This window comes from Pseudovibrio japonicus (assembly GCF_014651595.1).
GTDB classification, from domain to species: domain Bacteria; phylum Pseudomonadota; class Alphaproteobacteria; order Rhizobiales; family Stappiaceae; genus Pseudovibrio; species Pseudovibrio japonicus.
Map to the genome: position 1 here is coordinate 595,920 of NZ_BMXE01000001.1, position 15,034 is coordinate 610,953.

The 15,034-nt window shown below is 53.8% G+C and carries 12 protein-coding genes and 1 tRNA gene; 5 read left to right on the plus strand and 8 right to left on the minus strand.

Going from position 1 to position 15,034, the window contains the following annotated elements; genetic code table 11:
• Positions 1–3 precede the first annotated feature (3 nt).
• From IE076_RS02590 to IE076_RS02625, 8 genes are all read right to left on the minus strand, one after another.
• On the minus strand, positions 4–783 hold the full coding sequence (locus tag IE076_RS02590; protein ID WP_189435092.1) for a ChbG/HpnK family deacetylase: 780 nt from the start codon (positions 781–783) through the stop codon (positions 4–6).
• A complete protein-coding gene (locus IE076_RS02595; RefSeq protein ID WP_189435094.1) occupies positions 767–1,750 on the minus strand; it encodes a glycosyltransferase family 2 protein in 984 nt (327 codons plus the stop codon). The genes IE076_RS02590 and IE076_RS02595 overlap by 17 nt, the downstream gene beginning before the upstream one ends.
• A 2-nt stretch (positions 1,751–1,752) precedes the next feature.
• Positions 1,753–3,318, minus strand: a complete 1,566-nt coding sequence (locus tag IE076_RS02600; RefSeq protein ID WP_189435096.1) for a glycosyltransferase family 39 protein — start codon at positions 3,316–3,318, stop codon at positions 1,753–1,755.
• A gap of 472 nt (positions 3,319–3,790) precedes the next feature.
• Positions 3,791–3,866 (minus strand) — tRNA-Phe (locus IE076_RS02605).
• A 193-nt stretch (positions 3,867–4,059) separates the two neighbouring features.
• Entirely contained in the window at positions 4,060–5,172 is a 1,113-nt protein-coding gene (locus IE076_RS02610) for a Gfo/Idh/MocA family protein (protein ID WP_189435097.1), read from the minus strand.
• A 117-nt stretch (positions 5,173–5,289) separates the two neighbouring features.
• Positions 5,290–6,069, minus strand: coding sequence for an ATP-binding cassette domain-containing protein (locus IE076_RS02615; protein ID WP_189435099.1), 780 nt, complete (start codon positions 6,067–6,069; stop codon positions 5,290–5,292).
• A 2-nt stretch (positions 6,070–6,071) separates the two neighbouring features.
• Positions 6,072–7,178 (minus strand): ABC transporter permease, encoded by a 1,107-nt coding sequence (locus tag IE076_RS02620; protein ID WP_189435101.1) that lies wholly within the window; start codon positions 7,176–7,178, stop codon positions 6,072–6,074.
• 63 nt (positions 7,179–7,241) lie between these two features.
• The gene (locus IE076_RS02625; RefSeq protein ID WP_189435103.1) at positions 7,242–8,168 is read right to left on the minus strand and encodes a sugar ABC transporter substrate-binding protein; all 927 of its coding nucleotides are present in this window, start codon (positions 8,166–8,168) and stop codon (positions 7,242–7,244) included.
• Between the two features lie 367 nt (positions 8,169–8,535).
• Here IE076_RS02625 and IE076_RS02630 point away from each other — a divergent pair, with 367 nt between their 5' ends.
• The 5 genes from IE076_RS02630 (at position 8,536) to iolB (ending at position 15,019) form a co-directional block, all read left to right on the plus strand.
• Positions 8,536–9,387 (plus strand): MurR/RpiR family transcriptional regulator, encoded by an 852-nt coding sequence (locus tag IE076_RS02630; protein WP_189435105.1) that lies wholly within the window; start codon positions 8,536–8,538, stop codon positions 9,385–9,387.
• 118 nt (positions 9,388–9,505) lie between these two features.
• Positions 9,506–11,446, plus strand: a complete 1,941-nt coding sequence (locus IE076_RS02635; RefSeq protein ID WP_189435106.1) for a bifunctional 5-dehydro-2-deoxygluconokinase/5-dehydro-2-deoxyphosphogluconate aldolase — start codon at positions 9,506–9,508, stop codon at positions 11,444–11,446.
• Positions 11,443–13,275 carry a 3D-(3,5/4)-trihydroxycyclohexane-1,2-dione acylhydrolase (decyclizing) gene (iolD, locus tag IE076_RS02640; RefSeq protein WP_189435108.1) on the plus strand — a complete coding sequence of 611 codons (1,833 nt, stop codon included), beginning with the start codon at positions 11,443–11,445 and terminating at the stop codon, positions 13,273–13,275. The genes IE076_RS02635 and iolD overlap by 4 nt, the downstream gene beginning before the upstream one ends.
• Before the next feature lie 5 nt (positions 13,276–13,280).
• On the plus strand, positions 13,281–14,189 hold the full coding sequence (gene iolE / locus IE076_RS02645; RefSeq protein ID WP_189435110.1) for a myo-inosose-2 dehydratase: 909 nt from the start codon (positions 13,281–13,283) through the stop codon (positions 14,187–14,189).
• Positions 14,186–15,019, plus strand: coding sequence for a 5-deoxy-glucuronate isomerase (gene iolB / locus IE076_RS02650; protein ID WP_189435111.1), 834 nt, complete (start codon positions 14,186–14,188; stop codon positions 15,017–15,019). Before iolE ends, iolB begins: the two co-directional genes overlap by 4 nt.
• Positions 15,020–15,034: the final 15 nt, after the last annotated feature.

A 15,034-nucleotide genomic window follows, 5' to 3' on the forward strand; every position in this document is an offset into this window, starting at 1 on the left:
GGTTTATCTTCGCTTCGTCTGTGAGAGTATACGCAGTTCACGTTCACGCGAATGGGCAATGGGATCTGGCGTGCCTGAGCGAGACTGTGCAACGCCGGGATGACACATGCAAACACCGTCTTCCGCGCAGGTCTGCCGCCAGGTTTCCAGCAGTGTGCCGAAATCGCTCTCCATTGAAAAATCGTAGATCCCCGCAAAGTCATTATTATAGCGAATGCCGTAGTAATCCGCCTGACGCTTGAAGGACCAACTGAGGTAGTTCAGGAACAATGACTTGACGCGGTAAGGGCGCTTCAAAAGTCCTTTCAGTGGCCCGCCGCATTGACGGACCCATCCTTTAAAACCAGCGGCATGCAGAGCCCTGTTGCAAGCCTTGCGGATTTGAGGAAACAAATGGACGTGCTCATGACCGTCGACAAAATCGGGAAGTCTGCCAAAGTCACGCCGGAACTTTGCAACCTGCGAGGCGATCTCGTGTTCGATCATGTCACCATCCAGCAGGTGCAGGTGTGACTTGAGCAAAAGTACTGGCATCCTGGGGAACCTCTGCCATTTTGAAGAGGCCGCGGATGGTTTGAGCCAGTCTCCTGTCAACGTGATGTGAAGCCCGATCTGGATATCAGGTCTGCGCTTGCTCAAGTCCTTGAGTGCACCAACGTCTTTGGGCCAGGCCTGCGTAACCACCATGCAGGAGGTGCCCTGTATCTTGTCGTTTTCAAGCAACCACAAGATACTCTCGCTGATTTCCGAAGTGTAAGCGTAGTCGTCAGCCACCAAAAGCATCGGACGCCTCTGATGTTTTGGCCTTCTGGCTGTGTTCTTCAGCAATAATGTATATCGGGCGCTGCTTTAGCTCGCGCATCATGTGCCCGACATATTCTCCGACAAGACCAAGCAACATAAGCTGAAGCCCCCCCATGAAGACCGTTACGGTGAACAGGGCGGCGTACACAGACACATCGTTTCCGAGCAGGAGCGACGAGAACAAGATCCAGAATCCGTAGAGCATGGCTGGTATGGCGATCCCGACACCCAGGAGAATGGTGGCTCGTAAAGGCGCCGTTGAGAAGGAAATCACCCCCTCAGATGACAAGTTCAGCAGTCCCAGCATGTTCCATTTGGTCGTGCCGGAGATGCGCTCTTCCGGCTCATACTCGATGGCACTTTGCTTAAAGCCGATCCATGTGGACAGACCTTTGAAGAAGCGTATGCGTTCCTGACAGGCCTTTAGTGCTTCCAGTGCACGGGGGGACAGGAGCTTGTAATCTGCTGCATTTGGCGGGATTTCAATGCTGCTCCCTGCGTTGATAAAACGATAGAACAAGCCAACCATCCTTTGCTTGATCGGATGATCCTGACGTTTGTGATGCACCGCATAAACAACGTCATTGCCTTCTTCTTTCCAACGGCGGACAAACTCTGGCAGTATTTCAGGCGGGTGCTGTCCATCGCTGTCGAGAAAGACGATAGCCCCCTTCTGACAGCACTCGGTTGCCGCGACCAAAGCAGCTTCCTTGCCGAAGTTTCGGCTGAAGCAGATGGTTTTGATGCTGTAGCGCCCACTTGAGAAGTGGTTCATGATCTCGGCGCTGCCGTCAGAACTTCCATCATCGATGTAGAGTATTTCTATAGTCAGACCGAACTGGTCAATCAGTTGCTCGGCAACCTTTCCAAGGCGCTGGTGGAAGATTTCCAGCGATTCAGCCTCGTTGAAGACCGGGATTGCAAGTGTGAGGGTATTTTTTTTCATTATTACTCCCCCTCGCATGAAACAGCAGAAGGGCCTGAAGCAGGTTCTAACACTGCAATCCAGACTTCCGGGTGTCTCTCGTAGGTTCGACCATCTGGCATGGGCCACAGGACCTTTTGAGGGTCTGAGACACACATGCCTGCGATTTTTGCAGCGGGTTCATTATAGTCGACGTAGAGCGCGCCTTTGCTTTGCAGGTCCTCGATATTGATCCAGGGCGACTGCTGCAGGCTTGCGTTTTCAAAAAGCGTTGGGCGCTGTGCCGCATACCATGAGACTGTTCCGCCGGGCCAGCGACTGCCAACGGTATACTCAAAGGGTTCTGTTTTGTGACTGTACCAATAATTCTCGACGAGACGGGTCAGCGCCGGGCCGTCATATTGCATGCGGGCAGGTTTGCTTTTCACCATGGGTGCAAATGCAAAGATACCAAGCAAAACAAGAAGCAGCGTTCCATACAACACTACCCAAGATCCCAGAAAACGTTGTTTGAAGGACCCTGCCTCTCTTTCCAAAACACTGGCGGATATTCCAATCAGTCCTGCAAACACTACCCCAAGCGGGATCGACCATGCGGTTTTGATAGGCGCGCCAAGTACCATGGAGATTGCTGCGATCACGCCTATGGGGCCAATAACGGCAAAAACAAAAGGATCAGTCCAGACAAGTTTTGTGAGCGATTTAACCTTAAGACGCGAGATGGTTCTGATCCGCCCCCACCCTGCCGCGATTGCCAGTGCTACCAGCATCGGAGCAACCGAATAGAGGAACTCAACCAGATAAATGATTGGCATCACTATATGCTGATACCACGCCGAAGATGCGTCTTCCGTCCGGCTCATCGCGTATTCAATTGGAAGAAAACCTGAGTTTACCAGCCAGACCACATGCGGAGCGAATGCAATCGCGAAGATTGCAGCGGCCAGATATGGACCTGGTCTCAGGAGCAGATCTTTACGTTTGAGGAGGACCCACAGTGCCGCGCTTATCAGAAACACACCGGCGATGTACTTGCCGTACATACCGCCCGCGCTGACTAATCCAAACAGAGACCACCAGACAAGGCGGTCGGTCTCCTCAGCTTTCAGGAAGGAAAAAACCATCCAGCTCCAAAAGGGCAGGAAGCCGATATTTACGTTGTATTCAACAGAGGTCAGCGTGGTGAAGTGCGTCAGGAACACTGCAAGAGCGGTATACCCGCTTGCTCTCATCCCATAGCGCTCGTGAACGATGAGCAAGATCGGCAGAACCGCCAAAATGATGCAGACCTGCGCGCTTGCAAATATCAACCAATCGGAACGACCGAAGAGCTGTACAACAGACTCAATCATCCATGCGGACATTGGTGGATGCTTGAAATATCCAAGCTGCCACTCTTTACCCCAATACAGCGCTTCAATTGCATCCAGTGGGAGATTGCTGGCAAAAATCGATGGTATGGCAGTGTAAAGCACAAGATGCGTGGCAAGGACCGCCAAAACGAGCCAAACCGATCCAACATCAATTTGAGCAAAGATACTTCGGTTTGAAGCAGCTTCTAACTTTAGGGAGTGCGCGTCCATAACCATCAAAAAGGTTCAGCAATTTACGACAGAACCTCACCTACTCCTCAGTTCATCTCAGGATCTACATTTCAAGTGAGCACAACTAACAAAGACGCGCTGGCCCCTACTCCTTTTGAAAAACTGAGTGGATCATTGGCCAAGTCACCGATCTTTGTGTATTTTTTGATATCTATACGTCACCGACACCATATGGACGAATTAGGCGATTTGTGGACGGATCGGATTGTTTGGGTATGAGCGTGTCTGTGCGCAAGACTGCAACAGCAGGGAGAGCTACTGATTGATGCTCGTGAGCGGGCACATGCGGAAGCAATCTTATGCCGCTTGCTTAAGGCACATGTGAATTGCCGTTGCTGTTTGCGCAGGTTCCATATGGAAATTTGTAATGCGCAATGCAAACCCGTCTGAGAGTCGCGAAACATTACAGAGACAGAACAGATGCCTGCTGATTATCTAGTAATATCAAAGAGAAGAGTGGTGCCCGGAGGCGGATTCGAACCACCGACACGCGGATTTTCAATCCGCTGCTCTACCAACTGAGCTATCCGGGCCTGTCGCGTTGGGCGTTGTGCCCCGCTGAGGTGAGGGTCTTATAGGGTGGGAAAGTTTGTCTGTCCAGCACCTCAATGAGTTTTCCCAAGGGCTTTTAGGGGGTTAAAACTTTTTTCTTTCTGATGCTGCTTGTGCGGGCGCATTCCTGCGGAGAAAAGGTCCGCTTTTGCAATGTAGGGGCTAGATGCTGGCTTAAACGGTGATCCAGCAGGCCTTTTCGTGGGATTTTGCCATGGACTGAACGAGGCCTTCAATGACGATACCTTCTTCGAAGTCGATCAGGCTGGCTTCTTCACCTTGCAAGCTTTTGAGGATTTCGCTCACCTCGATCACCTTCAAGTCATTAAAGCCGAGGCTGTGGCCCGGGGCGGGGATGAAACGATCATATGGCGGGTGCGCGGGGCCAGCCAGAATGGTCGTGTAGCCTTGAGCAGCAGGATCACCTTCGGCCTTATAAACATTGAGTTCGTTCATGCGTTCCTGATCATAAACAATAGAGCCTTTGGAGCCGAAGACCTGCAGGGCGATGCGGCCTTTGCGGCCCCATGCGGAGCGGTTGAGCTGAATTGTGCCATTCCCGCCGTTAGCAAGCTCGATCAGCACAGTTGCCATATCGTAGGTTTCGACCGGCTTTTTGTTGCCATTTGCGTCCTTACGAGTCTCGTAGGGTTTACTCATCTGGCAGAGGACCTTCGCCATGCGCAGATTCAGCGCCATGAGCAGCGACATGGTATGTACGCCAAAGTCATCCAGCGCACCAAAGCCGGAGGCAGCTCCGCTTCTGATGCTCCACTCATCTGCTGGATTGGCCATAAAGTCTTCATCCATTTCAAGACGGACCTGAAGCACATCACCAATCTCACCAGCATCCAGCAGCGTGCGGATGCGGCGCATCATCGGGTTCTGGATATAGTTGTAGCCGAGGAAGGTTTGCTTGCCGGATTTGCGGGCGGCTTCCAGCATGTTCTTAGCCTCTGCAAAGGACGGTGCCATAGGCTTTTCGCAGTAAACGTGCTTGCCAGCTTGCAGGGCTGCAATTGCCATTTCCGGGTGGAATTCGTTGGGCGTTGTGATGGAGATGATGTGAACATCAGGATCAGCGAGCATATCACGCCAGTTGCCTGTCGATTTTGCAAAGCCAAAGTCTTTTGCCCGTGCTGCTGCCAGTTCTTCATTCGCAGTCGCCAGCATGACCAATTCCGGTTTGAGCTTGCCACCAAACACACCTTGGACAGCATTCCATGCCAGAGCATGGCATTTGCCCATGTATCCGGTTCCAATCAAACCTACTCCGATTTTTTCCATCACAGTCATCCTAAAAGAACTTTTCATGCTTGGTGAACGTACGCGGCGAACTCCCAATCTCACGATGTCACCTTGCCTGCACTCACAGGCAGCAGGCTTTCAATTTGGCACGTTTTATCAGACCGAACCGCCCAGAGATTCTTCCAGATTGGCGAGCTCCTGCCCACCTGCCATGAGATCCTGCAGCTCCTCACTGGTGATCTCGCCTTTGCTGGCTGTGCCCAGGGTTTTGCCCCGGTTCAGCACTGTGAAGCGATCACCGACCGCAATGGCGTGACGTACATTGTGCGAAATAAACACCACACCGACGCCCTTCTTGCGGGCCTTGTCCACTGTCGACAGCACTTTTGCTGTCTGGCGGACACCCAATGCGGAGGTGGGTTCATCAAGGATCAGTACTTTTGCGCCGAAGTAGACTGCGCGGGAGATCGCAACCGTCTGACGCTCACCACCGGACAATGTGCCGACTGCCTGATCCGGCTCACGCAGGTTGATCCCCATTTTTCGCATTTCCACCATGGTGACTTCGTTCGCATACTTATGATCGAAATACGGGATTGGCCCAAACTTTTTGATCGGTTCGCGACCAAGCCAGAAGTTGCGTGTTATGGACATGAGCGGGATCATGGCCAAATCCTGATGCACAGTTGCGATGCCTACATTGATTGCGTCGCGCGGGCTTTCAAAATCCATCCTTTGACCATCCACGAAAACCTTGCCGCTGCTTGGCTTATGCACACCAGACATAGTTTTGATGAAAGTGGATTTTCCTGCGCCATTGTCTCCAAGCAGGCAGTGAACTTCGCCGGGCATGACAGAGAAGGACACACCGGCCAACGCGATGACTGAGCCGAAGTGTTTTTCGATGTTTTTCATCTCAACAATGGGTTTGGTCATGATCAAAGTTCTCCTGTGGCGCGCTTGCGGATCATGTTGTTGAACAACACTGCAATCAGCAGCATGCCGCCAAGGAAGACCTGATACCAATCCTGATCAATGTTGGTGTAGCTCAAACCGATCAAGACCATACCGAAGATGATGGAGCCGAAGAAGGCTCCGATTGCCGAGCCGTAGCCACCTGTGAGCAAGCAGCCGCCTATCACCGCTGCGATGATGGCCTCAAACTCCTTTTGGAAGCCGCGCCGGGCGTCAGTGGAGCCGGCATCCATCACAGTGAGAATTCCGACCAGAGCTGCACAGCATGCGGTAAGCATGAACAGGCACATTTTGACTTTGCGCACGGGCACACCGGAGTTGCTCGCGGCATTGCTGTCGCCCCCTGCTGCAAAGATCCAGCTACCAAACGGCGAGCGCAGGAGCACCCAAGTTGCTACAAGTGCGATCAGGACGAACCAGATAATATCAACAGGGATACCATCGACTTTTGGCACACCGTTTTCGAAAGTATCGAGCCAGCCGATTTCAGCCAACCAATGAAACAACGGGGTGAACGCGTCTCCGCTGAAGAACATAGCCACCCAGCTCCCTTCATACTCAGCACGAATGCCGCGCAGCTGGGTGGAGCCGCCGGTTGCTGCCTTGAGGCCGACCAGAGACAACCCGCGCAAAATGAACAGGAATGCCAGTGTTACAATGAACGAGGGCAGGCCGGTACGGATCACGATCTGTCCGTTGACGGCGCCCATGGCAGCGGCGGCCATGAAGGTAACGATGATTGCTGCGTAGAGCGGCAGGCCAAAGGTGACCATTGCTGCCCCAAAAATCATCCCTGTGAACGCAACCATGGAACCAACGGAGAGGTCAAACTCGCCGCCGATCATAAGAAGCGCTGCCCCGATCGCCAAAATGCCGAGCTGAGCAGCAGGTGTCATGAAGTTCATGATCCCTGCGAGCGAGAACATGACGGGGTCAGCTGTGAAAAGAAAGAAAATTGTAACAAGAACAAGTCCAGCAATTGCGCCCAGTTCAGGACGCTTCATCAGCTGAGATAGGAGTGAGATCTCCTTTACTCTTTCGTCCGAGCTCTCAACATGAAGTTCTGCCATTCTAACTCCCTCAATTTTGAAAGGATGAGAGGGACGCGAGCCTCCCTCTCAAAGCGAAGCCCGTTACCGGTAACCTCGCGCGGATAGCTCGATAGCATCCTGGGCGGTCTCAGCGGTGATTAGGTTTGGACCGGATGGCACGTCACCACTTGGAAGAAGTCCATACTTTGCATTCAGTGCAAGGAACATGACCGGCAGGTAGCCCTGCAAGAACTGCTGCTGGTCAACTGCAAAAGCGGCTTTCCCCTCGGCAACGTCTTCAAGAAACCCTGCGGAAACATCGAAGGATGCAACATTGATTTCACCGGTCCGGCCAACCGAGTCAACGGCCCGTACTGCCGGTTCTCCGACAAGAGAGGCAACAAGGCCAATGATGGTGTCAATGTCCGGATTGGCTTCCAGAGTTGCCTTGATCTTAGCTTCAACTTCGGAGGGGTCTGTGTTGGTTGGAACAACAGTAACTTCACCGCCAAAACCTTCAGCAAAGCCATCACAACGGTGATCAAGGGCGACATTGCCCACTTCCTGATTCACGCAGATGGCGACCGTGCCGCCCATTGCGGCCAGCTCCTCACCGGCGACCTTCCCGGCTTCATACTCGTCCTGCCCAACATGCAGCCGAGCGCCGAGGGTTGCGGAAATTTCAGCACCGGAGTTCATGGAGATCACCGGAATGCCAGCGTTTACTGCTCTTAAGATGGATGGCCCAAGCGCGTCGCTATCGGGAATAGAGACAACAATTCCGTCGGGTTCCTGAATGATTGCCGCTTCAATGAGCTGCTTCATGGCGATCATATCGAACGTTTCAGGTGCGCGATAGGTAACGTTTATGCCGGTCTCTTTTGCGGCTTCGTCTACACCGTTTTTAACAACAGACCATTGTGGATCAATTGCCTGTCCGTGGGTGATGACAATGATGTCTGTTGCCATGGCAGACGGTGCAATCACAATCGCAGCAGCTGCTACGAACGCTCTTAAGGTGGTTCTCATATGAGCCTCCGAAGGTTGGCGAATGCCAATTATTTGTCACGTCTTCCCCCAGAAGTGCGGTGTTCATTTTAATAGGAACACCAAACTATGAATGCGCTTCGCGCAATTCTTCTTAAATCCCGCCTACCCGTGGACGGGAGCTTCCATCTTCTCCTTGTAGTGAGGCAAGGCTGCTTTCAGTTTTGGCGCAGGCCTTTCTCGTGGTGAACCCGGGCCAGATAAGCACTATAAGTGAGGTCGATGGATAGAGCGTTTTTGCCGACCCTGTGATCGTAGAATTCATCCAAATTTGATCAACTCAGAAAATTCACTCTGTCTCCGTAGAACAAATATTGCAGGGCTTATAGATTTAGAATAAGATCATTTCATGACACAGAACTTAGACGCACTCAGCACGGATACTCCGACAGACTACGAGAGCCTAAAGGCGCGTATTGGCGTGCTTTCGGACAACATGCCGAAGCGGCTTTTGCAGTGCGCAAAATACGCGCTGGCGAACCCAGACAGGATCGCGCTTGGGACCACTGCAGAGATTGCTAGTGCAGCTGGGGTGCAACCCTCTACTCTGGTGCGCTTTGCCCAGACACTGGGATTTGATGGCTTCTCTCAGATGCAGCAGATCTTTCAGGGGCAGCTGGTTGGGCGCAGCAATGAATACACGGAGCGCCTGAACAAGATCCACGAAAGCGGCACGAATACACCGGCCAGCATTTTGGGCAACTTCATTGCCAGCTCCAAGCAGTCGCTCGACGAGTTGCTTATGCAGGTGGACACGATCGCGCTTGATAAAACCATCGAAGCTCTGGCAACGGCAGAGACCATACACCTTTTGGGACTTAGGCGTGCATTTCCGGTGGTCAGCTACTTACACTATACATTGGGCAAAATGCGTGTGCGGACCAATCTTCTGGAGTTCACCGGCGGTATTCTTGAGGAGCGGGTTCAGTTCATCAATGAGAACGATGCTTTGTTTGTGGCAACGTTTAGCCCCTACTCTCCAGAGGTAGTGGAGTTTGCCAGCAAGGCGTTTGGCCGCGGCGTGAAGGTATTGTCTTTGACTGACAGCGTTCTGTCTCCGATTGCGCGCGTTTCCTCCACTGTTCTGGAAGTTCATGAGGCGGAACACGGTGCCTTCAGGTCACTTTCCACTACGATGTGCCTTGCAACATCTCTTGCCGTTGCCGTTGGCGATGCACGGAAATGGACGTCTCTTTCCTAAAGCCTTCCCAATTGAAGCACAGGCGCGTCGCCATTGATTCATTTTGGAATGGAGTTTCTACATTTTTGAATAAACATTCTACTTGTAGTTATTTTTGGAATATGCAATCTTTTGGCAAATGTTTTTACGTGATTGGGAGACTCCGTTGAAACCACTCGATGTCATTACAATCGGCCGGTCCTCGGTTGACTTGTATGGAACACAGGTCGGCAGCCGACTTGAAGACATGTCTTCGTTCAAAAAATACGTCGGCGGCTCACCAACCAACATGTCCGTGGGAACGGCGCGCCTTGGCCTGAAATCTGCGCTGATCTCCCGTGTTGGGGATGAGCATATGGGGCGTTTCATTCGTGAGCAGCTGGTTAAAGAAGGCGTTTGCGTTGATGGGCTTGTGACAGACAAGGAACGCCTGACGGCTCTTGTTCTGCTTGGCATTCGCGACAAGGAACAGTTTCCGCTGATCTTTTACCGCGAAGATTGCGCGGACATGGCGCTGTGTGAAGATGACATTGACCCTGAGTTTATTGCGCGAGCTGGCTGTGTGACGGTGACAGGCACACACCTTTCACATCCGCGCACCGAAGCTGCTGTTTTAAAAGCGCTACGTCTTGCGCGTGAAAACGGTGCGCGCACGGCTCTCGACATCGATTACCGGCCCAACCTTTGGGGTCTTGCGGGCCACGGCGCTGGTGAAGAGCGCTTTATCGCCTCTGAGAAGGTAACAGCCGAGCTGCAAAAGCACCTGCATCTGTTTGACCTGATTGTGGGCACAGAAGAAGAATTCCACATTGCCGGTGGCACCACCGATACGCTTGCTGCGCTGAACGCGGTGCGCAAGGTCAGCAAGGCTGCTCTTGTGTGCAAACGCGGGCCGATGGGTGCTGTGGTGTTTGAGAATGAGATTGGCGCGAGCCTTGATGAAGGTAAGTCCGGTCCGGGCTTTCCCATTGAGGTGTTTAACGTGCTTGGCGCTGGCGACGGTTTCATGTCCGGTCTGCTGCGCGGCTGGCTGAAAGACGAGAGCTGGGAGACCACCCTCACCTACGCCAATGCGTGTGGTGCGTTTGCGGTTTCCCGTCACGGCTGTGCTCCGGCATATCCAAGCTGGGAGGAGTTGCAGTGGTTCCTGAAAAATGGTTCCACCGAGCATGCTTTGCGAAAGGACAAGAAGCTGGAGCAGATCCACTGGGCGACCAACCGCAAGGGTGATTGGTCGGAGATGAAGGTGTTTGCCTTTGACCACCGCTCCCAGCTGGAAGACATGGCTGCCAAAGTTGGCGCGCCGGAAGACAAGATCCCTGAATTTAAAGAGCTTTGTCTTAAAGCTGCTCAGCAGGTTCGTGCTGGTCGTGATCACTACGGCATTTTATGTGATGGCCGTCTTGGGGAAGAGGCTTTGTTCAGGGCCACCGGTACGGGCCTTTGGATTGGCCGCCCTGTAGAAGTGCCGGGCTCGCGGCCGCTCGATCTGGAGATTGGTCCTGACCTTGGCACGCAGCTGGCGGAATGGCCGGTTGAGCATGTGGTCAAGGTGCTGTGCTTTTACCACCCGGATGACAACGATCATATGAAAGCAGTTCAGGAAGAGACGGTCATACGGCTTGCCCATGCCAGCCGTGAGAACAATCTGGAAATGCTGCTGGAAGTCATTCCATCCAAGGTTGGGCCCGTTAATGATGACACCACTGCGGCCATCATCAAGCGCTTTTACGAGCTGGGTGTCTACCCTGACTGGTGGAAGTTGGAGCCATTGAAGACGGATGCTGGCTGGCAGAATGCGTGCGATGCGATCAAGGCAAATGATCCGTGGTGCAGGGGCATTGTTGTTCTTGGTCTTGATGCGCCTGCCAGCGAGCTTTCCGCGAGTTTTGAGGTTGCAGGCAAGCATGACCTTGTGAAGGGCTTTGCTGTAGGGCGTACCATTTTTGCTGAAGCTGCCGAGAAGTGGCTGGCTGGACGCATTTCTGATGAAGAAGCCATTGCTAATATGGCTGCAAAGTTTGAAGGTCTTGGGTCTGTCTGGGAGCAGGCCCGAGCAAGTAAGAAAGAAGTTGCATGAGCACGATCAGATTAACAGCCGCACAGGCTCTGGTTCGCTATCTGGCAGCCCAGAAGACACCTGAGGGAGACAGCTTTATTGCTGGCGTCTGGGCTATTTTCGGTCACGGCAACGTGGCGGGTCTTGGAGAAGCGCTTTATCACGCACAGGACACGCTGCCGACCTACCGTGGTCATAACGAGCAAGGCATGGCCCACGCAGCGATTGCCTATGCCAAAGCCAGCAACCGCCGCCGTGCCATGGCCGTGACTTCGTCCATTGGACCGGGCGCCACCAACATGGTGACCGCCGCTGCGCTGGCTCATGTAAACCGCCTGCCCGTTCTGCTGCTTCCAGGCGATGTGTTTTCAACCCGTGCACCAGATCCGGTGCTGCAGCAGGTCGAAGACTTTCAGGATGGCACGGTCAGTGTCAACGACACTTTCCGCCCTGTGAGCCGTTATTTTGACCGCATCCAGCGTCCTGAGCAGCTGCTAACCGCATTGCCACGCGCGATGGCGGTTCTGACTGATCCGGTGGAGTGTGGCCCGGTAACGCTGGCCATGTGTCAGGATGTGCAGGCCGAAGCATACGACTGGCCTGTAAGCTTCTTCAAGGAACGCACTCTGCATTTCCGCCGCCCTGCCCCTGATGCTGATGAGCTTGCAACGGCGGTTGCTGCGATTCAGGCAGCCAAGAAGCCGATGATTATTGCTGGTGGTGGTGTTCACTACTCTCTGGCAACGGATGAGCTGAAAAGCTTTGCTGAGGCACATAACGTTCCTGTTGCCGAAACGCAGGCGGGTAAGTCCGCATTGCCGTGGGATCACGAACTCAATCTGGGCAGTGTTGGTGTGACCGGTTCTTCTGCGGCAAACGCTGTTGCGGAAGAGGCTGATCTGATCATCGCGGTGGGCACACGCCTGCAGGACTTCACCACGGGTTCGTGGGCGCTCTTTAAGAACCCTGAGCGGCGGATTTTGCAGCTGAACGCGGCGTCTTACGACAGCGGCAAGCACAATGCGTTGCCGCTGGTGTGTGATGCGCGGGTTGGTCTTCAAGCTCTTACGCAGAAACTGGGTGGCTGGAAAGCTGCCACGGACGGGGCCTCTTTCCGCGCCGAATGGTTATCTGCGCTCGATAAAGCGACTGCAGCGCCGGAGGGTGGCAATGAGCTTCCAACGGATGCGCAGGTGATTGGCGCAGTTCAGCGCGCGTCCGACGCAGACACCACGGTTGTGTGTGCTGCCGGCGGATTGCCGGGCGAGCTGCATAAGCTTTGGAAGACTGACAAGCCGGGTGGATATCATCTGGAATACGGCTATTCCTGCATGGGTTACGAGATTGCCGGTGGTCTTGGCGTGAAGATGGCCAAGCCAGACAGCGAAGTTATCGTCATGGTTGGCGATGGCAGCTACATGATGATGAATTCGGAGCTGGCGACCTCTGTTATGATGGGCCAGAAGATCATCGTGGTGCTGCTGGATAATCGCGGTTTCGGCTGCATCAACCGGTTGCAGATGGCGACAGGTGGCGACAACTTCAACAACCTGTTGGATGACGCATACCACACAGAACCATCCCAGATTGATTTTGCGGCCCATGCCGGTGCCATGGGGGCAACCTCCGAACATGTATCAAGCATTGAAGAGCTGGGAGAGGCTTTGGAACGTGCCAAGGCGAGCAGCAAGTCCTACTGCGTTGTGATCGACACTGATCCGCTGCCAAGCACTGAAGCGGGTGGTCATTGGTGGGATGTGGCTGTGCCGGAAGTATCTTCACGAAAAGAGGTCAATGAAGCTCGCAAGGGCTATGAGAATGCGCTGGCTGACCAGCGTCTGGGAGACTAAAGCCAATGATCCGTTACGGAACCAACCCAATTGCGTGGAGCAATGACGACGATCGTACACTGGGTGCGCACATTTCGCTTGAGCAGTGCCTGCGTGAGGCCGGTGAGATCGGCTTTGACGGCATTGAAAAGGGTCATAAAATGCCCACCGAGCCTGCTGCGTTGAAAGCAGCGCTCGAACCGCATGGTCTGGCTTTTGTTTCCGGCTGGCATTCTCTCAACCTTCTTGCACACAGTGTTGAGGAGGAGAAGAAAGCAATCCAGCCACACCTCGACCTGCTGAAAGCCATGGGCTGCACGGTTTGCATCGTCTGCGAGACTTCTAATGCGATCCATGGTGCGGATGATACGCCGCTCGCCGAGAAGCCTGTGCTTGCTGAGGAACAGTGGGCAAAGTTTGGGGCTGATGTTGAGGCGATTGCCACTTACTGCGCTGAGCAAGGTATCTCCCTCGTTTACCACCACCACATGGGCACCGTGGTCCAGACTGGCGAAGAGATCGATCAGTTTATGGATGTGACCGGCCCGAACACCTACCTGCTGCTGGACACCGGCCATGCATGGTTTGGTGGTGCGGATCCGGTAGAGGTCGCCCAAAAGCATATGGCCCGCGTGCGGCATTTGCATGCGAAGAACGTTCGTCCTGCCATTCGTGAGCAGGTTGAGGGCGAGCGCCTGAGCTTTCTGGAAGGTGTGCGCCGCGGTGTGTTTACCGTTCCTGGCGATAAAGAAGGCGGGGTTGATTTTGAGCCTGTACTGAAGATTGCAGCCGAGCATGGCTATGAAGGCTGGCTGGTGATTGAAGCAGAGCAGGACCCTGATCAGCGCAATCCGTTTACATACCAAAGCATGGGCCTGAAGGCGCTGCGCCAGATGGCTCTCAGCGCTGGTCTTGATAAGAAGGTAGTCGTATGAGCAAGCTTCTCGTAAAACCCTCGGGCACTGAGGGTAAGGTGCATGACATCACACCTGAAACTGCCAATTGGGGCTACGTTGGCTTTGGTCTTTACCATCTGGAGCCGGGCGCAAGCGCCAAGGAGCTGATGGTGGGCCGGGAAGCCATTCTGGTGATCGTTGAAGGCAAAGCAAGCATCACCTCGGATGGGCAGGACTTTGGCACTCTGGGTGAACGTAAGAACGTCTTTGAGCGCATTAAGCCGTGGTGTGTTTATGTTCCGGCCGGGGCTGAATGGAGCGCGACGGCGGTGACCAAGCTGACACTGGCTGTGTGCACGGCGCCTGCAACTGATGGCAGCTACCCTGCCCGTGTGATTGGCCCCGATGACATTCCAAGCGTTGAGCGCGGTATTGGTGCCAACACCCGCTACATTCACCCCATTGCCATGGAAGAGCAGGACTTTGCAGAAAGCCTGCTGGTTACCGAGGTTTACACCCCTCAGGGCAACTGGTCGTCTTATCCTCCGCATCGTCATGATGAAGACCACTTCCCTGATATAACCTATCTGGAAGAGACCTATTACCACCGTCTCAATCCGGAACAGGGTTTCGGCTTCCAGCGCGTTTACACGGATGATGGCGAACTGGACGAAACCATGGCAGTTTCGAGCGGCGATGTTGTGCTTGTTCCAAAAGGGTATCACCCGTGTGGCGCGCCGTATGGCTACGAGATGTACTACCTGAATGTGATGGCGGGTCCGAAGCGTAAATGGCGTTTCCAGAACCATCCGGACCATGACTGGATAGCGCAGCGCGACGCGCAACCTGCCGGCGCGATTGACATTTGATAGGCGCATGTTCCC